This window comes from Lentzea sp. NPDC005914, assembly GCF_040629405.1.
Classification (GTDB): Bacteria; Actinomycetota; Actinomycetes; order Mycobacteriales; family Pseudonocardiaceae; genus Lentzea.
The window spans coordinates 47,367-69,615 of record NZ_JBEXVQ010000031.1 but is presented as its reverse complement, the minus strand read 5'-3'; the positions used below and the strand labels follow the sequence as shown (position 1 = coordinate 69,615).

The 22,249-nt window shown below is 69.3% G+C and carries 5 protein-coding genes; all 5 read left to right on the top strand.

All coding sequences use genetic code 11. The features are described 5' to 3' along the window. Positions 1 to 10: 10 nt before the first annotated feature. From ABZ345_RS34520 to ubiG, 5 genes are read left to right on the top strand one after another with little or no spacing between them, the layout of a single operon-like run. Positions 11 to 15,292: an SDR family NAD(P)-dependent oxidoreductase gene (locus ABZ345_RS34520; protein ID WP_359858253.1), complete on the top strand. Its 15,282-nt coding sequence runs from the start codon at positions 11 to 13 to the stop codon at positions 15,290 to 15,292. Beyond that, positions 15,285 to 19,511, top strand: a complete 4,227-nt coding sequence (locus tag ABZ345_RS34515; RefSeq protein ID WP_359858250.1) for a thioester reductase domain-containing protein — start codon at positions 15,285 to 15,287, stop codon at positions 19,509 to 19,511. Before ABZ345_RS34520 ends, ABZ345_RS34515 begins: the two co-directional genes overlap by 8 nt. Beyond that, a complete protein-coding gene (locus tag ABZ345_RS34510; RefSeq protein ID WP_359858247.1) occupies positions 19,508 to 19,948 on the top strand; it encodes a flavin reductase family protein in 441 nt (146 codons plus the stop codon). The genes ABZ345_RS34515 and ABZ345_RS34510 overlap by 4 nt, the downstream gene beginning before the upstream one ends. Positions 19,949 to 19,951: 3 nt before the next feature. Next, positions 19,952 to 21,454: a 4-hydroxyphenylacetate 3-hydroxylase N-terminal domain-containing protein gene (locus ABZ345_RS34505; protein ID WP_359858244.1), complete on the top strand. Its 1,503-nt coding sequence runs from the start codon at positions 19,952 to 19,954 to the stop codon at positions 21,452 to 21,454. Positions 21,455 to 21,464: 10 nt separating this feature from the next. After that, the gene (ubiG, locus tag ABZ345_RS34500) at positions 21,465 to 22,238 is read left to right on the top strand and encodes a bifunctional 2-polyprenyl-6-hydroxyphenol methylase/3-demethylubiquinol 3-O-methyltransferase UbiG (protein ID WP_359858242.1); all 774 of its coding nucleotides are present in this window, start codon (positions 21,465 to 21,467) and stop codon (positions 22,236 to 22,238) included. Positions 22,239 to 22,249 lie beyond the last annotated feature (11 nt).

Genomic DNA, 22,249 nt, shown 5'->3' with positions numbered 1-22,249 from the left:
GTGTGCGTCCATGCTCCGTGCTGAGCTGATCCGGCCGTTGCCCGACCTGCTCAGGGCGCATGCCGCCCGTTGCGGGGCCAAGGTCGCGTTCTCCGACCCGTGGCGCTCCGTTTCGTACTTCGAGCTGGAGCTCCGCACCCGCCGTCTGGCCGGGCATCTGGCCGGCTCGGTGGAACGGGGCGATCGCGTGGCGATCCTGCTCGGCAACCGGGTCGAGATGATCGAGAGCTACCTGGCGATCACCCGCGCGAGTGCGGTGGGCGTGCCGCTCAACCCTGCCGCGTCCGACTCCGAGCTCGCTCATTTCCTCGCGGACAGCGGCGCTTCCGTCGTGATCACCGACTCTTCTCAGCTGGATCGGTTGCGGCGCTTCGACGTTCGGTTGATCGTCGTCGGTCCCGAGCTTCCCGGTGTGGTGTCGTTCGAGGTGCTGGCCTGCACCGATGCTGGTCCGGCTCGCGACGATCTGGGCCTGGACGAGCCTGCCTGGATGCTCTACACGTCCGGTACCACCGGCAGCCCCAAGGGGGTGATCTCCACTCAGCGCGGCTGTCTGTGGTCGGTCGCCGCGTGCTACGCGCCGATCTTCGGACTGTCCTCTTCGGACGTGATGCTCTGGCCCGCGCCGTTGTTCCACAGCTTTGCCCACGTTCTTTGTGTGCTGGGCGTGACCGCTGTCGGTGCCACTGCCCGCATCCAGAACGGGTTCTCCGCTTCCGAGGTGCTGTCCGCGTTGCGGTCCGACGTTACGGTCCTCGCCGGTGTTCCAGCCATGTATCACCAGCTGGTCCGTGCCGCGTCTGACGTTGCCGCGCCGTCGTTGCGGCTCTGCGTGACTGCGGGCTCTGTCTGTCCGGCTTCGTTGCGCGCTTCCTTCGAGGAGGCCTTCGGCGTTTCCCTGCTGGACGGCTATGGCAGCACCGAGACGTGCGGCCTGATCACCGCGAACTGGCCTTCCGGTGCTCGCGTGGAAGGTTCCTGCGGCCTGCCAGTGCCGGGTGTGACCGTGCGGATCGTGGATCCGTCCGGCGTCGACGTTCCCACCGGTCTCGAAGGCGAGGTGTGGGTCAGCGGCCCGAACGTCGTCGCTTCCGTGCTGCGCGACGGCTGGTACCGGACCGGCGACCTGGCTCGTCGCGACGAGCTCGGCTATCTCACGATCACCGGTCGCACCAAGGAGCTCATCATCCGCGGCGGCGAGAACATCCATCCCGCCGAGATCGAACGCGTCCTGCTTGCTGCACCGGGCGTCTCGGACGCCGCCGTGACGGGCAAGCCGGACGACGAACTCGGCGAGGTCCCCGTCGCCTACGTGGTCGGTTCGTTCGATCCCGGCGCTCTTCTTTCTGCTTGCTGCGAACAGCTTTCCGCGGCGAAGGTCCCTGTGGAGCTGTACGAGGTGGACATCGTGCCGCGCACCTCGTCCGGCAAGGTCGCCCGGCATCTGCTCAGTTCTCAGCCGGCCCGTCTGCTGGTCTACGGAAAGCCGCTCTACGGTGTCGACTGGGTGCCGGTCGATGGTTCGGTCTCGGCTTTCGACCTCACTGTCGTCCATTGTGGACTCGACGTTGCTGAGCGTCTGGATGCCTGGCTCGCTTCGGATCCGGCGCCGTCCGCCCGGTTCGTGGTCGTGACTCGTCGCGCGATGGCCGTGAACGACACGGAGGGCGTTCCCAACCTGGCCCACGCTTCCGTGTGGGGTTTGGCGCGGCCTGACCGTGTCGTCCTGGTCGATGTGGACACGGATTCTTTTGACGTGGCTGCTGTCGTGGCCTCTGGTGAGTGCCGGTTGGCGTTGCGGGACGGCGTTGTTCTCGCACCTCGCCTGACCCGGCTGCCCGCTCTCCCCGCTTCGGGCTCGTTCGAGGTGTTCGCTCCCGCCGACATGGCCGGGGTCGTTCGCACGGAATCCCTGACGGGTGCGGCTCCTCTGGTCCTGTGCTGGCCTCCCGATCGCCCTGACCTCGGCGCCTACTACGACGCTGCCGCTCGTCACCGCCGCTCCCAGGGGTTGCCCGCGGTGTCCGTGGCCTGGTCCTCGGACGTTCCGCTGGACGTGATCGCCTCCAGCAGCCACGCCTGCGTCCGCCTGGACGCCTCCGCCGAACCTTCCTCGTATGGTGCTACCGCTCTGCGCGACCGCTTGGCTGCACTGTCCTCAGTGGACCGTGATCTTGCCCTGCTCGGGATCGTCTCGGCTGCCGCCGCGCGAGTCTGCGGCGCTCCCGTCACCGCGGACCGCCCGTTCCGCGAGCTGGGTCTCACCTCGATCACCGCCGTCGCCCTGTGCGACGACCTCGTCGCGTCGACCGGGCTGTCCTTGGCCGTGACGGCCGCTTTCGACCATCCGACCTGCCGCGCTCTCGCCGTTCATCTGCGCGACCTGCTGTTCGGTGCACCGCCTGCTCCTGTTGTGGTTGCTCGGACTTCTTCGGCCGAGCCGATCGCGATCGTGGGCATGGCCTGCCGCTATCCGGGTGGCGTGCGTTCGCCGGAGGACCTGTGGCAGCTGGTGGCCGGGGAGGTCGACGCGATCGGAGACTTCCCGGCGGACCGCGGCTGGGACCTCGACGCCCTCTACCACCCGGACCCGTCCCACCCCGGTACCAGCTACACCCGCCGCGGTGGCTTCCTGCACGACGCGGGGGAGTTCGACGCCGACTTCTTCGGCATCTCCCCGCGCGAGGCCCTGGCCATGGACCCGCAGCAGCGGCTGCTGCTCGAGGTGTCCTGGGAGGCTCTCGAACGCGCGGGTCTCGACCCGCAGTCGTTGCGCGGCACCGAAACCGGCGTGTTCGCGGGCGTCATGTACCACGACTACGCCACCGGAGCCCGCGTCGAGGGCCACCTCGGCATCGGCACCGCGGGCAGCGTCGTTTCGGGCCGTGTCGCCTACCTGTTCGGCTTCGAGGGCCCGGCCGTCAGCGTTGACACCGCCTGTTCCTCCTCTCTGGTGGCTCTGCATTGGGCCGCGCAGTCGTTGCGCAACGGCGAATGCTCGCTCGCCCTGGCCGGAGGTGTGGCCGTGATGGCCACGCCCGCCACGTTCATCGAGTTCAGCCGCCAGCAAGGCCTGTCTGCTGACGGCCGCTGCAAGGCTTTCTCGGCTGCCGCCGACGGCACCGGGTGGTCCGAGGGCGTCGGCGTGGTCGTGCTCGAACGCCTCTCCGACGCTCAGCGCAACGGCCACGAGGTGCTGGCCGTCCTGTCCGGCTCCGCGATCAACTCGGACGGCGCCTCGAACGGGCTCACCGCACCCAGCGGCCCGTCCCAGCAACGCGTGATCCGTGCGGCGCTGGCTTCAGCGGGTTTGTCTGCCGCGGACGTCGATTTGATCGAAGCGCATGGCACCGGAACCGTGCTGGGAGACCCGATCGAGGCGCAGGCCCTGCTCGCCACCTATGGCCAGGGCCGCTCCACTCCCGCGTGGCTCGGCTCTCTGAAGTCGAACATCGGTCACACCCAGGCCGCCGCGGGTGTCGGCGGCGTGATCAAGGCGGTGCAGGCGCTGCGGCACGGCCTGCTGCCGCGCACGCTGCACGCCGACGTCCCGAGCCCGCACGTCGACTGGGCTTCGGGCGCCCTCTCACTGCTCACGTCGTCACGCCCGTGGCCGGTCCTCGATCGGCCACGGCGCGCGGCTGTGTCGTCGTTCGGCGTCTCCGGCACGAATGCCCACGTGATCCTCGAGGCGGCGGGTGGTGTGGCGGCGCGCGGTGTGGCGGCGGGTGGTGCGCCGTGGCTCGTGTCGGCCAAGTCCGAGGCGGCGCTCGAAGCTCAGGTCCATCAGCTGCTGGCGTTCGTGGAGTCCCGCGACCTCCACCCTGCCGACGTCGCCACCACCCTCGCGGCCCGCACAGCCTTCCCGCACCGCACCGTTCTGGACGACCACACCGAGATCGCGTCCGGCATCGCCACCGACGCCTGCCGCGTCGTGTTCGTCTATCCCGGCCAAGGCTCGCAATGGCCGGGCATGGGCCTGCGGCTCCTCGAGTCCGAACCAGTCTTCGCCCACCGCATGCGGGAGTGCGCCGACGCCCTCAGCCCGCACGTGGACTGGGACCTGTTCGACGTCCTGGGCGACGAGGAAGCGCTGGAACGCGTCGAAATCGTCCAACCCGCGCTCTGGGCCGTGATGGTGTCACTGGCCCACCTCTGGCGGTACTACGGCGTCTCACCGTCCGCCGTAGTGGGCCACTCCCAAGGCGAGATCGCCGCCGCGGTCGTGGCCAATGCTCTGTCCCTTGAGGACGGTGCCCGAGTAGTTGCGTTGCGCGCCAGGCTGATCGCCACCAAGCTCGCCGGCAAGGGCGGCATGATCGTCGTCAACGGCCTGCCCGACCACCTCGACCCGCGCCTGTCCGTGGCCGCGATCAACGGCCCGGGGTCGATCGTCCTGTCCGGCGACCTCGACGCGCTGGCAACGGTCGAGGGCAAGCGGATCCCGGTCGACTACGCCTCCCACTCCGTCCAGGTGGAGGAACTCCGCGACGACCTCCTGTCTGCCCTCGCCGACATCGAGCCCCGCACCCCGGACATCCCGTTCCTCAGTACCTGCGGCGGCGGCGCGCTGGACGCCGAGTACTGGTACCGAAACCTTCGCGAGACGGTCCGCTACGACGCGGTGGTCCAGAACCTGAGTGACCGCATCCTGCTGGAAGTCAGCCCGCACCCCGTCCTCCTGACCGGCTTCGGCACGCTGCGCCGCGACGACGGCGCCCAGGACCGCTTCCACACCTCGGCCGCCCAGCTGTGGGTGCGCGGCGTCCCGGTCGACTGGCACTTCACCGGCCGCCGAGTCGATCTCCCCACCTACGCGTTCCAGCGTCAGCGCTACTGGCTCGAGTCGTCCGCTCCCACCCCAGGCCACCCACTCCTCGGCACACCCGTGGAAATGGCGGACACGGGCACCACGGCGTTCACGACCCGGATCTCCCTGCGGACCCACCCGTGGCTGGCCGGCCACGCGGTGTCCGGAACGGTCCTCCTGCCCGGCACGGCTTTCGTCGAAATGGCCATCGCGGCAGGCGATCACACCGGCAGCCCTGCCCTCGACGAACTGGTCGTCGAAGCACCGCTGATCCTCCCGAACCGCGGCGACGTCGAAGTCCAGACCGTCGTAGGCCAGGACGAGCAGGGCCGCCGCACGATCACGATCCACAGCCGCGCCGGCGACCACTGGCGCCGGCACGCTGTCGGAAGCCTCACCACAACGACTTCCGAGCCGTTCGACCTGACCGACTGGCCGCCCCCGAACGCCACTGCAGTCGACCTGACGGACATCTACGACACGCTGGCCACCCGAGGCTACGAGTACGGGCCGGCGTTCCAGGGCCTGACCGCACTCTGGCGCCACGCCGGCGAGCTCTTCGCCGAGGTCCACCTGCCAGACGCCGCGGACTTCGGCCTGCACCCGGCCCTGCTGGACGCCGCCCTGCACCCGATCGCAGCTGTGGGCTGGGGAGAAACCCAACCAGGCCAAGCGCTTCTACCGTTCTCCTGGAACGGCGTAGAGCTGATCGCCACCGGCGCAACAACTCTGCGGGTCCGGCTGACTCGCACCGCCGAGGGCATCGCGGTGCAGCTGGCCGACGGCGCCGGACTACCCGTCGCAGCGGTGAAGTCCTTGGTGTTGCGCGCAATCCCGCTATCCGACCTGGCTCCTGCCACCGTCGACTCGCTGTACCGAGTCGAGTGGATGCCCATCGCGTTGCCCGACACGATTGAACTCCCGGACGACGTGATCGTGGTGTCGCCGGAGAACGTCCACGAGGCCCTCAGTCACCTGCAGTTGACGGACTCCAAGCTGGTCGTCCGCACCCACGGCGCCGTCGACCCGCACCACCCCGACCCGGACGGCGCCGCCGTGTGGGGCCTGGTCCGCTCGGCGCAGTCCGAAGACCCGGGCCGCATCATCCTCGTCGACGCCGACGACACGTCGCTCCCCGCCGCCGTCGCGTCCGGCGAACCCCAGGTCATGGTGCGCAAGGGCCAGGCGTACGTCCCCAGGCTGCAGCGCGCACAGTCCACTTCGGACGGTTTGTTCCTCGACGGCACGGTGCTGATCACCGGCGGCACCGGCACCCTCGGCGGCTTGCTGGCCAAGCATCTCGTCACCACCCACGGCGTCCGCGACCTGGTGCTCACCAGCAGGCGAGGCGAGGCCCCGGAACTGGAAGCCGAGCTCACCGCCCTGGGCGCCCAGGTCACGATCGCCGCCTGCGACGCCGCCGACCGCACCGCGCTGTCAGCGTTGCTGGACCGCTTCTCCTTGAGCGCCATCGTGCACGCCGCCGGCGTCCTGGACGACGGCGTGATCACCTCACTGACCCCCGAACGCCTCGACACCGTCCTGCGCCCGAAGATCACCGCAGCCCTGAACCTGCACGAGCTGGCGCCGTCCGTGCCGCTGATCCTGTTCTCCTCGGTGGCGGGCGTGTTCGGCGCCCCTGGCCAAGCCGGCTACGCCGCTGCCAACGCCTTCCTGGACGCCCTGTCCCAGCACCGCCACGCCCGTGGCCTGCCGTCCGTCTCCATCGCCTGGGGCCTCTGGGCGCGTTCCAGCACCCTGACCGCGCACCTGACGTCCGGCGTCCGCGACAACACCATCGCGATGTCCGACGAGACAGGCCTGGCCCTGTTCGACGCGGCCCTGCGCTCCGGCGAGCCCACGTTCGTCGCCGCCCAACTGGACCTGCGCCCCACAACATCCGTGCCTCCGCTGCTGCGCGGCCTGATCCGCACCCACCGGGCTCGCGACATGAAGCTTTCCCAACGCCTGCAAGCCCTCCCCGAACCTGACCAGCGCCGCCTCCTCCTAGACCTGGTCCGCACCAGCACAGCCGCCGTCCTAGGCCACACCCCGCAGGCCGTCGACCCCGCCCGCGCCTTCTCCGACCTCGGCTTCGACTCGCTCACCGCCGTGGAACTCCGCAACCGCCTAGCCGCCGCCACCGACCTGCGTCTCCCGGCCACCCTCGTCTTCGACCACCCGACCCCGCTCGCCCTGGCCGGCCACCTCCGCACAGAACTGTTCGGCGCCCCGACTCCGCTCGCCTTTCAGGTTTCGTCTGACGAGCCGATCGCGTTGGTCGGCATGGCCTGCCGGTATCCAGGCGGTGTCCGCTCGCCGGAAGACCTGTGGCAGTTGGTGGTCGGGGAGGTCGACGCGATCGGTGACTTCCCTTCCGACCGCGGCTGGGACATCGGCGCCCTCTACGACCCAGACCCGGACCGCCCCGGCAAGTCGTCGTCGCGCCACGGCGGTTTCCTTTACGACGCGGGGGAGTTCGACGCGGACTTCTTCGGTCTCTCGCCCCGTGAGGCTCTCGCGATGGACCCGCAGCAACGTCTGTTGCTGGAGGCGTCGTGGGAGGCTCTGGAACGCGCTCGCCTCGACCCGCGGTCGTTGCGTGGCAGCCAGACCGGCGTCTTCACCGGCGTCATGTACCACGACTACGCCTCCTGCCTGGACTCGATCCCCGAGGACGTGGAGGCCTATCTGGGCCTGGGCACCGCGGGCAGCGTTGCCTCGGGCCGCGTCGCCTACCTGTTCGGCTTCGAGGGCCCGGCCGTGAGTGTCGACACCGCCTGCTCCTCCTCCTTGGTGGCCCTGCATTTGGCTGCGCAGTCGTTGCGGCGCGGCGAATGTTCACTCGCCCTGGCCGGAGGTGTGGCCGTGATGGCCACGCCTGCGACGTTCATCGAGTTCAGCCGTCAGCGCGGTCTGTCTCCGGACGGCCGTTGCAAGGCCTTCTCCGCTGCTGCCGACGGCACGGGCTGGTCCGAGGGCGTCGGTGTGATCCTGCTTGAGCGTCTCTCGGACGCTCAGCGCAACGGTCACCCGATCCTCGCTGTGTTGCGCGGGTCTGCCGTCAACTCCGATGGGGCCTCGAATGGGCTCACCGCGCCTAACGGCCCGTCCCAGCAACGTGTGATCCGCGCGGCGCTGGCTTCAGCGGGTTTGTCCGCTGTGGACGTTGATCTGATCGAGGCGCATGGCACTGGAACCGTTCTGGGTGATCCGATTGAGGCGCAGGCTCTGCTGGCCACCTATGGCCAGGGTCGGTCCGCCCCCGCCTGGCTGGGTTCCCTGAAATCGAACATCGGTCACGCCCAGGCCGCCGCGGGTGTTGGGGGCGTGATCAAGATGGTGCAGGCGCTGCGACACGGTCTGCTTCCGCGGACCCTCCACGTCGACACTCCGACCCCGCACGTCGACTGGTCTGCGGGGTCTCTCGAACTCCTCACCTCGGCTCGCCCTTGGCCCTCGCTCGACCGCCCGCGTCGTGCTGCGGTCTCGTCGTTCGGCGTCTCCGGCACGAATGCCCACGTGATCCTCGAGGCTCCGCCTGGGGGTGTTTCCGCGGGCCAGGAATTGTCAGACCTGCCTGAGATGATTGGGATGGGGACCCGATCCCCCCAGGGGGCCGGTCAATCGGAATCGATTCCGAGCCGGGCGATGGGCTCGGAGGGTGTGCCGGGCTGCGCGGACTGGGTGGGCTCGGAGGGCTCAGCGAGCGTGCCGGGTTCGGAACGCCCAGCGGGTTCGGCGGAATGGGCAGGCGTGCCGGGCTGCGTGGGCTCGGCGGACTTAGCCGCCGTGCCGGGCTGCGCGGGCTCGGTGGACTCGGCGGGCGTGGCGGGTTCGGAAGGCTCGGCGGGCGGGGCGGACTCGGCGGGTGTACCAGGTTCTGCGGGCTGGGCGGGTGTACCGGGTTCGGAGGGCTCGGCGGGCTGGGCGGGCTCAGCGGGCGTGCCGGGTCGCGCGGGCGGGGAGGGCTCAGCGGACTCGGCCGGCATGCCGGACTGGGCGGGTTCGGCGGGCGTGCCGTTCGTGGTGTCGGCCAAGAGCGCGGAAGCGTTGCGGGTCCAGGCGGACCGGCTGCTGGCGTGCTCGGACGTCCGCGCGGTCGATCTTGGCTACTCGCTCGTCACGACGCGGGCCGCGCTCGAGCACCGGGCTGTCGTCATCGGCAACGGGCTGGAGGCACTTGCCCGCGGCGAGGTCAGCCCGCACGTCGTCCAGGGCGTGGCGACGGCGGGCCGGCGGGTCGCGTTCCTGTTCAGCGGCCAGGGCAGCCAGCGTCCGGGCATGGGGAGCGAACTGTACGAGGCGTTCCCGGCCTACGCGGAGGCGTTGGACGAGGTGTGCGCGCACCTGAGTGCGCATCTCGGCAGCGAAGTGGTCTTCACCGGCGACGAGCTGAACCAGACCGTCCACACGCAGGCGGCGCTGTTCGCGTTCGAGGTGGCGCTGTTCCGGCTCGTCGAGACATTGGGCGTGCGGCCGGACTTCCTCGCCGGGCACTCCATCGGCGAATTGGCCGCGGCGCACCTGGCCGGCGTGCTCTCGCTGGAAGACGCCGCACGGCTCGTTGCGGCGCGCGGCACGTTGATGCAGGCGCTCACCGCCGGCGGGGCGATGTGGGCGGTCGAGGCGAGCGAGCACGAGGTCGTGCCGTGGCTGACCGAGAACGTGGACATCGCGGCGGTCAACGGCCCGGACGCCGTGGTGATCTCCGGCGATGAGGCCGAGGTGCTCGCGATCGCCGCGGCCTTCCCCGGCCGCAAGTCGAAGCGCCTCGACGTCAGCCACGCGTTCCACTCGCCGCTCGTCGAACCGATGCTGGCAGAGTTGCGGGAGGTCGCGGAAGGGCTGACCTACCACGAGCCGTCGATTCCCGTCGTGTCGGCGATGACCGGCCAGATCGCCGACCTCGGTACACCGGACTACTGGGTGCAACACGCGCGCCGAGCCGTGCGCTTCGGCGACGCGGTGCAGATGCTGGCGAACGAGGGCGTGACGGCGTTCTTGGAGCTGGGTCCGAGCGGCGTGCTGACCACGGCGGCCGCGGACAGTCTGTCCTCAGTGGACGGATGTGTGTTCGCCGCCTCGGGCCACGAACCGGTCGCCGTGCTGAAGGCGTTGGCCGAGTTGTACGTGCGGGGCGTGCCGGTCGGGTGGGCGCGGCTCTTCGACGGGACGGGCGCGCGCCGCGTCGACCTGCCGACCTATGCGTTCCAGCGCAAGCGGTACTGGTTGGGCAGCACGACCGCGGAGTCCGTCGATGTGCCGGACCCGGTGGACCTGCTTGACCTCGTGCGCGCTCATGCGGCGGCGGTGCTCGGGCACGAGAGTATGGACGCTGTTGATCCCGCGAGTGCGTTCAGCGGGTGCGGGTTCGACTCGCTGATGGCGGTGCAACTGCGCAACCGGCTGTCGGCGGCCACGGGCCGGACGTTGCCCGCGACGCTGCTGTTCGACCACCCGACGCCGCTGGCACTGGCGGAACATCTGCGCGGCACACGGGCGACCACTTTCGCCACGGCGAGGCCGTCCGACGAGCCGATCGCGATCGTCGGGATGGCGTGCCGGTATCCGGGCGGGGTGCGGTCGCCGGAGGACCTGTGGCGACTGGTGTCCGAGGGCCGCGACGCGATCAGTGGCCTGCCGGTCGACCGCGGCTGGGACCTGGACGAGGAGAAGTCCTACGTCCGCGAGGGCGGCTTCCTGCACGACGCGGGGAAGTTCGACGCGGAGTTCTTCGGCATCAACCCGCGCGAGGCACTGGCGATGGACCCGCAGCAGCGTCTGCTGCTCGAGGTCTCCTGGGAGGCGCTGGAGCGCGCCGGCCTGGACCCGCAGTCGTTGCGCGGCAGCCAGACCGGCGTCTTCACCGGCATCGTCTACCACGACTACGCCTCCCGCGCGTACGACCGCGCGCCCGAGGAGGTCACGGGCTACCTCGGCACGGGTGGCGCGGCCAGCGTCGCCTCCGGGCGTGTCGCCTACTCGTTCGGGTTCGAGGGTCCGGCCATCACGGTCGACACGGCGTGCTCCTCTTCTCTGGTGGCCCTGCACTGGGCCGCGCAGTCGTTGCGCAACGGCGAGTGCTCACTGGCCCTGGCCGGCGGCGCGACGGTGATGCCGACCCCGATCGCATTCGCCGAATTCAGCAAACAGCGCGCGCTCGCCCCTGGCGGCCGATGCAAACCGTTCGCCGCCGCAGCTGACGGCACCGCATGGGCCGAGGGCGTGGGCGTGTTGTTGGTGGAACGGCTCTCCGACGCACGCCGCAATGGGCACGAGGTGCTCGCCGTGCTGCGCGGATCCGCGGTGAACCAGGACGGTGCCTCGAACGGCCTGACTGCGCCTCACGGGCCTTCGCAGCAGCGGGTGATCCGTGCGGCGTTGGTGTCCGCCGGGTTGTCTGCTGCTGAGGTCGACGTCGTGGAGGCTCACGGCACCGGCACTTCTTTGGGTGACCCCATCGAGGCGCAGGCCCTGCTTGCTGTGTACGGCCAGGATCGGGCCGAGTCGCTGTGGCTGGGGTCTTTGAAGTCGAACATCGGGCACTCGCAGGCGGCGGCCGGTGTCGGCGGCGTGATCAAGATGGTGCAGGCGATGCGGCACGGCCTGCTGCCTCGGACGCTCCACGTCGACGCCCCGACCCCGCACGTGGACTGGTCGGCGGGGGCGGTCTCGTTGCTGACCGAGGCTCAGCCTTGGCCTGTAGTTGATCGGCCGCGCCGCGCGGGTGTGTCGTCGTTCGGCATGAGCGGGACGAACGCTCACGTGATTTTGGAGGCGCCGAGCGCGCCGGAATTGTCAGACCGGCTTGAGATGATTGGGATGGGAACCCGATCCCCCCAGGGGGCCGGTCAATCGGGATCGATTCAGGGCGCGGCGGGGACTGCGGTGGCGGGGACTGCGGCTGGCGTGCCGTGGGTCGTGTCAGCCAAGACCGAGGCGGCGTTGCGGGCGCAGGTCGAGCGGTTGGTGGAGTTCGCGCGCGCCGGCGCGGAGCCGGACGTCAGGCGAGAAAGCGGTGGCGCGCAGGCGGTCGACCCGAGAGATGTCGGCGGCACGCTGGCGAGGCGGTCGGAGTTCGCGCACCGGGCGGTGCTGGAGTCGCGCGGCGGGACGGAGATCGCGTCCGGGGTGGCGAAGGACGCTGGGCGGGTCGCGTTCGTGTTCCCCGGCCAGGGCTCGCAGTGGGTCGGCATGGCGGTTGAGTTGGTCGAGGCCGCGCCGGTGTTCGCCGTGCGGATGAAGGAGTGCGCGGACGCCCTGGGCCGGTGGGTGGACTGGGATCTGTTCGAGGTCGTCCAGGACGCGGCGGCGCTGGAGCGGGTTGACGTCGTCCAGCCGGCGTTGTGGGCGGTGATGGTGTCGCTCGCGGCGCTGTGGCGGGAGTTCGGGGTCGAACCGCACGCGGTTGTTGGGCATTCGCAGGGGGAGATCGCGGCTGCGGTGGTGGCGGGTGCGCTGTCTGTTGAGGATGGTGCGCGCGTGGTTTGTCTGCGTAGCAAAGCGATTGTTGCGCTGGCGGGTACGGGCGGGATGGTTTCTGTTGCGCTGCCGACCAAGAGGGCCGCGGAACTGGCGGAGCGCCACGACGTGCACGTTGCTGCGGTCAACGGTCCGGCCGCGACGGTGGTTGCCGGCACAACGCAGGCGCTCGAGGGGTTGTTGAGGGCATGCGAGGCGGAAGGTGTTCACGCGCGGCGGATTCCGGTGGATTACGCGTCGCACACGCCGCATGTTGAGGTCATCCGGGACGAGATTTTGGAAGCGCTGCAAGGGATTATGCCGCGCAGCAGCGGGATCGCGTTCTACTCGACGGTGACGGGGGAGCGGTTCGACACCATCGGGCTCGACGCCGAGTACTGGTATGAGAACTTGCGCAGCACGGTGCGGTTTGAGCAGGCCGTGCGGAAGGTGGTCGAGGACGGGTGCGGGGTGTTCGTCGAGGCCAGTTCGCATCCGGTGCTGACGATCGGCGTGCAGGACACAGTGGAGGACGGCGGGGTCGTCGTTGAGTCGTTGCGAAGGGACGACGGTGGCTGGGAACGGTTCCTGGAGTCGGCGGCGCGGGCTTGGGTCGGCGGGGCGAGCGTTGACTGGAAGCGGCTGTTCGAGGGTGCGCGGCGGGTGGATGTGCCGACGTACGCGTTCCAGCGTGAGCACTACTGGCTGAAAGGGACTGGGGATGTACCCACAGCCGGGCATCCGTTGCTGGGGGCGGCCACGAGCTTGGCGGGGACGGACGGGGTCCTGTTCATCAGCAGGTTGTCGCTGGCGACGCATCCGTGGCTGGCGGACCACGCGGTGCTGGGGTCGGTGTTGTTGCCGGGCACGGCGTTCCTCGAATTCGCGCTGGGGGCGGCGCGGGAGGCCGGTTGCGATGTTGTGGAGGAGCTGACGATCTCCGTGCCGTTGGTGCTGCCGGAGGACACGGCGGTGCAGTTGCAGGTGTCGGTGAGCGGGCCGGACGCAACCGGACGGCGGACTGTCGAGGTGTATTCGCGGACGAATGCGGAGTGGATCTGTCATGCGAGCGGCGTACTGGCGCCGGGCGGGCAGCAGGGTGAGCTGGGCGAGTGGCCGCCGGACGCGGAGGAGATTCCGGTCGGCGACCTGTACGAGCGGCTGAGCTGCATCGGGTTCGACTACGGGCCGCGGTTCCAAGGGCTGCAACGGGTTTGGCGCGCCGAGAGCGAAGTGTTCGCGGAGGTCCGGCTGGACGGCGAGGCCGGGTTCGGCCTGCATCCGGCGCTGCTCGACTCGGCGTTGCACGCGATCGCCCTGGGTGGACTCGGGGGCAGCGAGGGTGGGCTGCCGTTCGCTTGGAATGGGGTTTCCCTTGCGGCGACCGGGGTGCCGGAGTTGCGCGTGCGGTTGAGGACGATCGGGAACGGCGTGGTGTCGCTCGTGGCCACCGACGAGAACGGTCGCGCTGTGGTGAACGTGGAGTCGTTGGTGATCAAGCCTGTCTCGGCTGATCGGTTCGGGCAGGAGCTGTACGCGGTGGCGTGGACGCCGATTCCGGTCGCGCCCGCTGAGATGACGGGGAACGTCGTCGAGCTCGACGAACCTGACGTGCACGAGACGTTGGAGTCGTTGCAGGAATGGGTTGCGGGCGAGCAGGAACGGCTGGTGCTCGTCACGAAGAACGCTACCGGTGCCGATCCTGACCTGGCCGGGGCCGCGGTGTGGGGGGTGGTGCGGTCCGCGCAGGCGGAGAACCCCGGCAAGATCGTGCTGGTCGATGTCGAGCGCGAGGTGACGCCGGAGCTGCTGGCAGCGGCGGTGGCGACAGGTGAGCCGCAGATTGCATTGCGAGGTAACGAGATTCTTGTACCGCGGCTGGTGCGGGCCGCGGCTGGTGGACCGGAAGTCAGGCTGGAAGGCACGGTGCTGGTCACCGGCGGCACGGGAACGCTGGGCAGGCTGGTCGCGCGGCATCTCGTTGCCGAGCACGGAGTGAAGCGTCTGGTGCTGGCGAGCAGGCGCGGCGCGGCCGAGGTTGACGAGCTGGGTGCCGAGGTCGACGTCGTGGCGTGCGACGTGAGCGATCGTGCGGCGTTGGAGCGGCTGCTGGCGGAAACGCCGGTGGATGCTGTGGTGCACATGGCGGGGACGGTCGACGACGGCGTGATCTCGTCACTCACGGCTGAGCGGGTCGACGCGGTGTGGCGGCCCAAGGCTGAGGCGGCTTGGCACCTGCACGAGCTGGTGCCGGACGTGCCGATGGTGTTCTTCTCGTCGTCGGCGGGGACGTTCGGCGCGCCGGGGCAGGCCAACTATGCGGCGGCCAACGCGTTTCTGGACGCGTTGGCGTGGCATCGCCGGGCGAGGGGGCTGCCGGCGGTGTCGCTGGCGTGGGGGTTGTGGGCCGACGACAGCGGGATGACCGGGCACCTTGGCGAGGCTGACCGGGCGCGCATGGCGCGGAGCGGCGTGCGGCCGTTGGGTGCGGTGGAGGGCTTGCGGTTGTTCGACGCGGCGTTGAGGGGCGGGCAGACCGCGCTGGTGCCGATGCCGCTGGACATGGCGGCGTTGCGGGCTCAGGCGGTGGCCGGGGCGCTGCATCCGTTGCTGCGGGGGCTGGTCCGGGTGCCGGCGCGGACGGAGCGGGTGCCGCTGCAGGAGACGTTGCGGACGGCTGGGGACCCTCGGCAGGTGGTGCTCGACCTGGTGCGCGGCGAGGTGGCCGGTGTGCTCGGGCATTCCGGGCAGGTGGCGCCGGGGCGGACGTTCAAAGAGCTCGGGTTCGACTCGCTGACGGCGGTGGAGCTGCGGAACCGGCTGAGCGCGGCGATCGGGTCGCGGTTGCCGTCGACGCTGGTCTTCGACCATCCGAGTCCGGGTGCGCTGGCCGATCACCTGATGTCCGTGCTGCTGCCCGGCGTGGTGGACGAGGAGCCGGACGAGATCGACGACTTGGACACCGACGACTTGGTGCGGCTCGTGCTCGGTACTGAGCGGGGAGGATCACGTGGCTGAGGATCAGGTCGTCAAGGCGCTTCGGGTCGCGGTGAAGGAGAACCAGCGGCTGCAGCGGGAGAACGAGGAGCTGCTGGCGCGGCTGACCGAGCCGATCGCGATCGTCGGGATGGCGTGCCGGTATCCGGGTGGCGTGCGGTCGGCGGAGGACCTGTGGCGGCTGGTCGCCGGCGGGGTCGACGCGGTGGGGCCGTTCCCGTCGGATCGTGGCTGGGATCTGGAGGCGTTGTACTCGCCGGATCCGTCGGTGAGTGGGACCTGCTACACGCGGTCGGGCGGGTTCCTGTACGACGCGGCGGAGTTCGACGCCGGGTTCTTCGGGATCTCGCCTCGGGAGGCGCTGGCGATCGACCCGCAGCAACGGCTGTTGCTGCAGACGTCGTGGGAGGCGTTCGAGGACGCGGGGATCGACCCGTTGTCGTTGCGCCACAGCAGGACCGGGGTGTTCGCCGGGGTCATGTACAACGACTACGCATCGCGGCTGCTCGACCGGGTGCCCGCCGAGCTGGAGGGGCATCTCGGGACCGGCAGCGCGGGGAGCGTCGCGTCCGGGCGGGTGGCTTACACGTTCGGGTTCGAGGGGCCGGCGATCACGGTCGACACGGCTTGCTCGTCGTCGTTGGTGGCGCTGCACCTGGCCGCGCAGTCGTTGCGGGCGGGGGAGTGTTCGCTGGCGTTGGCCGGTGGGGTCGCGTTGATGGCGAGTCCGGCGGTGTTCGTCGAGTTCAGCCGGCAGCGCGGGTTGTCGGCCGATGGGCGGTGCAAGGCTTTCGCGGCTTCGGCGGACGGCACGGGGTGGGCCGAGGGTGTCGGGGTGTTGGTGCTGGAGCGGCTTTCGGACGCGCGACGCGATGGGCACCCGGTTTTGGCGGTCGTGCGGGGGTCGGCGGTCAACTCGGATGGTGCTTCGAACGGGTTGACCGCGCCTCATGGGCCTTCGCAGCAGCGGGTGATTCGTGCGGCGTTGGTGTCTGCTGGGCTGTCTGCTGCTGAGGTCGACGCGGTGGAGGCTCACGGAACCGGGACTGTGCTGGGAGATCCGATCGAGGCGCAGGCCTTGCTGGCGGTGTACGGCCAGGATCGGGCCGAGCCGCTGTGGCTGGGGTCGTTGAAGTCGAACATCGGTCACGCGCAGGCGGCGGCAGGTGTGGGTGGCGTGATCAAGATGGTGCAGGCGATGCGGCACGGGGTGTTGCCGGCGACTTTGCACGTCGACTCGCCGTCGCCGCACGTGGACTGGTCGGCGGGTGCGGTGTCGTTGCTGACCTCGGCGCGGGCGTGGCCGGAGGTGGATCGGCCGCGGCGGGCGGCGGTGTCGTCGTTCGGGGTCAGCGGCACGAACGTGCACGTGATCTTGGAGGCGCCGGACGGCGGTGTTTTCGGGCGCCAGGAATTGTCAGACCTGCCTGAGATGATTGGGATGGGGACCCGATCCCCCCAGGGGGCCGGTCAATCGGGATCGATTCCGAAGAGCGGGCCGGTGGCGGGCAAGTCGGTGACGGGCGGGCCAGTGTCGAGCGAGCCGGTGGCGGGCGGGCCGGTGCCGGGCGGGCCAGTGGCGGGCGGGCCAGAGACGAGCGGGCAAGTGTCGTTCGCCGTGCTGGGCGGGCCGGTGCTGGGCGGGCCAGTGACGAGCAGGCCAGTGACGAGCGGGCCGGTGGTGGGCGGGCCGGTGACGAGCCGGCCGGTGCCGTTCGTCGTCTCGGCCAGAAGCGCGAAGGCGTTGCGGGCGCGGATCCAGCAGGTCCGCGAGCTGGCGCCGGAACGCCCGGAGGACGTCGCGTTCTCGCTGGTCACCACAAGAGCGATGCTGGAGCACCGGGCCGTGGTGATCGGCGACCACGAGGTCGAGGGTGTGGCGGACGTCGAGGGCGACGCGTGTTTCGTGTTCCCGGGACAGGGCGGGCAGTGGGCCGGCATGGCCGAGCAGTTGATCGCGGCCGAGCCCGTGTTCGCCGAACGGATGCGGGAGTGCGCGAAAGCCCTCCGGCCGCACGTTGAGTGGGACCTGTTCCAGGTGCTCGGCGACCAGGAAGCGCTCGAACGGGTCGACGTGGTTCAGCCGGCTCTGTGGTCGGTCATGGTGTCGTTGGCGGCACTGTGGCGCGCGCACGGCGTGAAGCCTCGGGCGGTCGTAGGGCATTCGCAGGGAGAGATCGCGGCCACGGTCGTCGCGGGGGCGTTGTCGGTCGAAGACGGCGCGAAGGTCGTGGCGCTGCGCAGCAAGGTGATCGGGCAGAAGCTCGCGGGCAAGGGCGCCATGATCGTCGTCCGGGAGCTGCCTGACGACGACCGGCTCGAGGTGGCGGCGATCAATGGGCCGACGTCGATCGTGTTGTCGGGCGAGCCCGGCGCGGTAGCGAGCGTTGAAGGCAAGCGAATCCCGGCCGACTACGCATCACACTCTCCGCAGGTCGAGGAGATCCGGGAGGACCTGCAAGAAGCACTCCACGGCATCACACCGCGGCAAGCAGAGATCCCGTTCTTCTCGACGGTCGACGGGAAGTGGCTCGACACGACGGAGCTCGACGCCGAGTACTGGTACCGCAACGTCAGGCAGACGGTGCGCTTCCAGGAGGCGATCAGGGCGCTGGCTAGCGAAGGGCACCGCAGGTTCATCGAGATCAGCCCGCATCCGGTGCTCACCGCGGCAGTGGAGGAGACGCTCGACGGAGAACCCTGCGCCGTCACGGGCACGCTCAGGCGGGACGACGGCACCCCCGAGCGGTTCCTCGTGGCGCTGGGTGAGGCGTTCGTGCGCGGGGCCGCGGTCGACTGGGCGGGGATGTTCCCGGGAGCACGGAAGGTCAAGCTGCCGACGTACCCGTTCCAGCTGCGGCGCTACTGGCTGGACGTGACGACCACGTGGCACCCGGAAGAAACGCCACAGGAAGACGTCATCGACCTGCAGGAGTTGGTGTTCAGGACGACGAAAGCCGTGCTGAAGTTGGAAGACGACGAGTTCGACGCCGGCAAGCCGTTCAAGGACATGGGGTTTGACTCGCTGCTGTCGGTGGAGCTGCGCAACCGGCTGGTCAGGGCGACCGGACGGACGCTGCCGGCCACCGTGGTGTTCGACTGGCCGACGCCCGCGAGGCTGGCCGAGTTCCTGAAGGGCGAAACGACAAGCACGTCCATCGACTTCGCCAAAGAAGGAGTGCTGGCCAGCGACATCCAGCCGGCGGAACCGAAGACCGGCGAACCGGAACACATCCTCCTGACCGGGGCGACGGGCTTCCTCGGCGCGTTCCTGCTGCGAGACCTCGTCAAGCAGACCAACGCGAAACTCCACTGCCTGGTGCGGGGAGACGCGCAACGCCTGCAGAAGAACATGGAGTGGTACGGATTGCGGGAATTCGTTGACCCCGAACGGATCGAGGTCATCACAGGCGACCTGACCGAACCGCGACTGGGCCTCACCGACACCGAGTTCGACGAGCTGGCAAGAGAGATCGACGTCATCTATCACGCGGGATCGCAGGTCAACTGGCTGCTGCCGTACCAGGAGCTCAAGGCTGCCAACGTCAACGGCACGCAAGAGGTGCTGCGCCTCGCCGCGCGACACCGCACGGTGCCGGTACATCACGTGTCGACCACAGGAGTCTTCGCACAACCCCGGGACGCGGAGACCGGGCCGCCGGAACGATTGCCGACCGGCTACCAGCAGAGCAAATGGGTCGCCGAGAAACTCGTGGCACAAGCCAGGGACAGAGGAATACCGGTCACGGTGTACCGCCCGGACACGGTGTGCGGCAGCCAGGTCGACGGCGCCTGCCAGGCCAACGACTTCATCTGGCTGAGCATCAAAGGATGTCTGCAGGCGAAAGCGGTGCCGGACGACGCGAAGGCACTGTTCACGATCGCCCCGGTCGACTACGTCAGCGCGGCCATCACCCAGATCTCCCAGGGCCCGAAGAGCCCGGTGCACCACCTCTGCAACGGCAACCCGATCAGCCTCGCGAAGATCATCGAACGGCTCCGCAACCACGGCTACCGGATCGACGAGATCCCGCGAGAGCAGTGGAACGACAAGGTGCGGCGAGACCAGAACAACGCCGCGAACGCCCTCCTGGACGTGTTCACGGCTGTCACGCAAGAGGAACGCCTGCACATCACCCACGAAACCGACAGCGCGTGCCCGGAGATCACCGACGAGCTGCTGGACACCTGCATCGGGTTCTTCCAGCGCACCGGCTACTTCCCCGAGGCGGAACGATGACCAGGGAGCTCAGGGACTGCCTCGGTCACTTCGCCACCGGCGTCACCGTGGTGACCTGCGAGATCGACGGGGTGAAGCACGGCGCCACGGTCAACTCGTTCACTGCGGTGTCGCTGGAACCTCCGCTCGTGCTGGTGTCGCTCGACCGCAGAAGCAAGGCGTGCCACCACCTCGACAACAGGCCGTTCGTCGTCAACGTCCTCAAAGCAGACCAGGGCGACATCGCCATGCACTTCGCCGGCAGACCGGCGGCGAGACCGATTCCCTGGGACGGCACGAGGATCAGGGACTCGCTCGCGCACATCGTCTGCGCGCCCTGGCGCAGCTACGACGGCGGCGACCACGTGCTCTACCTGGGCGAGGTCGAGGAGATCGAGGTCCACCAAGGTGATCCGCTGGTGTTCTACCGCGGCGCCTTCCGCGAGGCAGGAGCGTGAGAAATGGCCCAGCAACGGGTGACCCGGCCGCTGACCGGCGAGGAGTACCTGGAGAGCCTCCGCGACGGCAGGGAGGTGTGGCTGCACGGGGAACGAGTCGAGGACGTCACGAAACATCCGGCGTTCCGGAACTCGGCGCGGATGGCCGCACGGCTCTACGACTCGCTGCACGACCCCGAGCGCCAGAAAACGCTCACGGCACCGACCGACACCGGCAGTATTGGGCTCACGCACCCGTTCTTCCGCACGCCGCGCAGCGAGGAAGACCTGAGGGCGGACCGGGACGCCATCGCCGAGTGGGCCAGGATGACCTACGGGTGGATGGGCCGCAGTCCCGACTACAAGGCGGCGTTCTTCGGCACGCTCGGCGCGAACACGGAGCTGTACGAACCGTTCGGCGACAACGCGAGGCGCTGGTACGCCGAGTCGCAGGAGAAGGTCCTGTACTGGAACCACGCGCTGGTCAACCCGCCCGTCGACCGCGACCGCGAGCCGCACGAGGTCGACGACGTGTTCGTGCACGTCGAGGAGGAACGCGACGACGGGCTGATCGTCAGCGGCGCCAAGGTGGTCGCGACGGGATCTGCGATCACGCACTTCAACCTCGTGGCGCACTACGGGTTGCCGGTGAAGGACAAGCGGTTCGCGCTCGTCTGCGCGGTGCCGATGGGTGCGCCGGGACTCAAGCTCATCTGCCGGCAGTCCTACGAGATGGCGGCGACCAGCCCGTTCGACTACCCGCTGTCGAGCAGGTTCGACGAGAACGACACGATCTTCGTGCTGGACCGGGTGAAGATCCCGTGGGAGAACGTGTTCAGCTACGGCGACCCGGAGAAGGTCAACTCGCTGATCCCGAACTCCGGGCTGGTGCACCGGATGACGTTCCACGGCTGCACGCGGCTCGCGGTCAAGCTGGACTTCCTGGCGGGACTGCTGCTCAAGGGCGTGGAAGCCACTGGCACCAAGGACTTCCGCGGCGTTCAAACCCGCGTCGGGGAGGTGCTGGCGTGGCGCAACATGTTCTGGGCGCTGACCGACGCGATGGTGTCCACACCGGACCCCTGGCACGGCGGCGCGCTGCTACCCAAGCTCGATTACGCCATGTCCTACCGGTGGTTCATGACTCTCGGCTACCCGCGGGTCAGGGAGATCATCATGCAGGACCTCGGCAGCGCGCTCATCTACCTGCCGTCGAGCACCAGGGACTTCGACGAGCCGGAGCTGCGGCCATATCTGGACAGGTACGTGCGCGGCAGCAACGGGATGGACGCCGTCGAGCGGGTCAAGCTGATGAAGCTCATCTGGGACTCCATCGGCACCGAGTTCGGCGGACGGCACGAGCTCTACGAACGCAACTACTCCGGCAACCACGAAAGCGTGCGCGCCGAGCTGCTCTTCGCCTCGCAGCAGTCGGGGACCACGGACTCCCTCAAGGGCTTCGCGGAGCAGTGCATGGCCGAGTACGACCTGAACGGCTGGATCGTGCCCGATCTGATCAACCCGTGAGAGGTGTGCGATGGCGGTCGACAACGAGCTGTACAACGAGCCGGGCACGTGGTGGGACGACGACCGGCCGATGGCCACGCTGCTCGCCCTCACCGCGGCGCGCTTCGGCTACTTCGAGGACGCACTCGGCAAGCACGGCGTGAGCCTGCAGGGCAAGCGGGTGCTGGACATCGGCTGCGGCGGCGGGCTGCTCGCCGAGGAGTTCGCCAAGGCCGGAGCCGAGGTGACCGGCATCGATCCGTCACTCGAGTCACTGGAGGCCGCCCGGATTCACGCCAGGCAGAACGGCCTGGACATCGAGTACCGGCACGGCATCGCCGAACAGCTGCCTTTCGCGGACAACGAGTTCGACATCGTCTACTGCTGCGACGTGCTGGAACACGTGTCCGATGTGGACAGATCCATCAGCGAGGCGGCCAGAGTGATCAAGCCCGGCGGCTGGTACCTCTACGACACCATCAACCGCACGGCCAAGTCGAAGATCATCATGATCAAGCTGTTCCAGGAGTGGCCGGCGTTCAGCTGGGCGCCCCGGGACCTGCACGACTGGGACAGGTTCGTCACGCCGGAGGAGCTGGAGCGGTCGCTCACCAGGCACGGCCTCGAGAACGAGGAGTTCGTCGGCTTCGTGCCCGGCCGCCACCCGCTGAAGGTGCTGTCCCTGTTGCGCGACCGTGCGCGCGGCAAGCTCAGCTACGGCGAGATGGGCCGGCAGATGCGGATCACCGTGTCCCGCACCGACATCTCCGGCGGCTACGGCGGCCACGCCCGGAAATCCCAGTGAGAGGAACGAAG

Bases quoted from the DNA above. Each gene is read 5' to 3' on its own strand.
- ABZ345_RS34520 (WP_359858253.1), top strand. From the start codon at position 11: ATGCTCCGTGCTGAGCTGATCCGGCCGTTGCCCGACCTGCTCAGGGCG.
- ABZ345_RS34510 (WP_359858247.1), top strand. From the start codon at position 19,508: ATGACCAGGGAGCTCAGGGACTGCCTCGGTCACTTCGCCACCGGCGTC.
- ABZ345_RS34505 (WP_359858244.1), top strand. From the start codon at position 19,952: ATGGCCCAGCAACGGGTGACCCGGCCGCTGACCGGCGAGGAGTACCTG.
- ubiG (WP_359858242.1), top strand. From the start codon at position 21,465: ATGGCGGTCGACAACGAGCTGTACAACGAGCCGGGCACGTGGTGGGAC.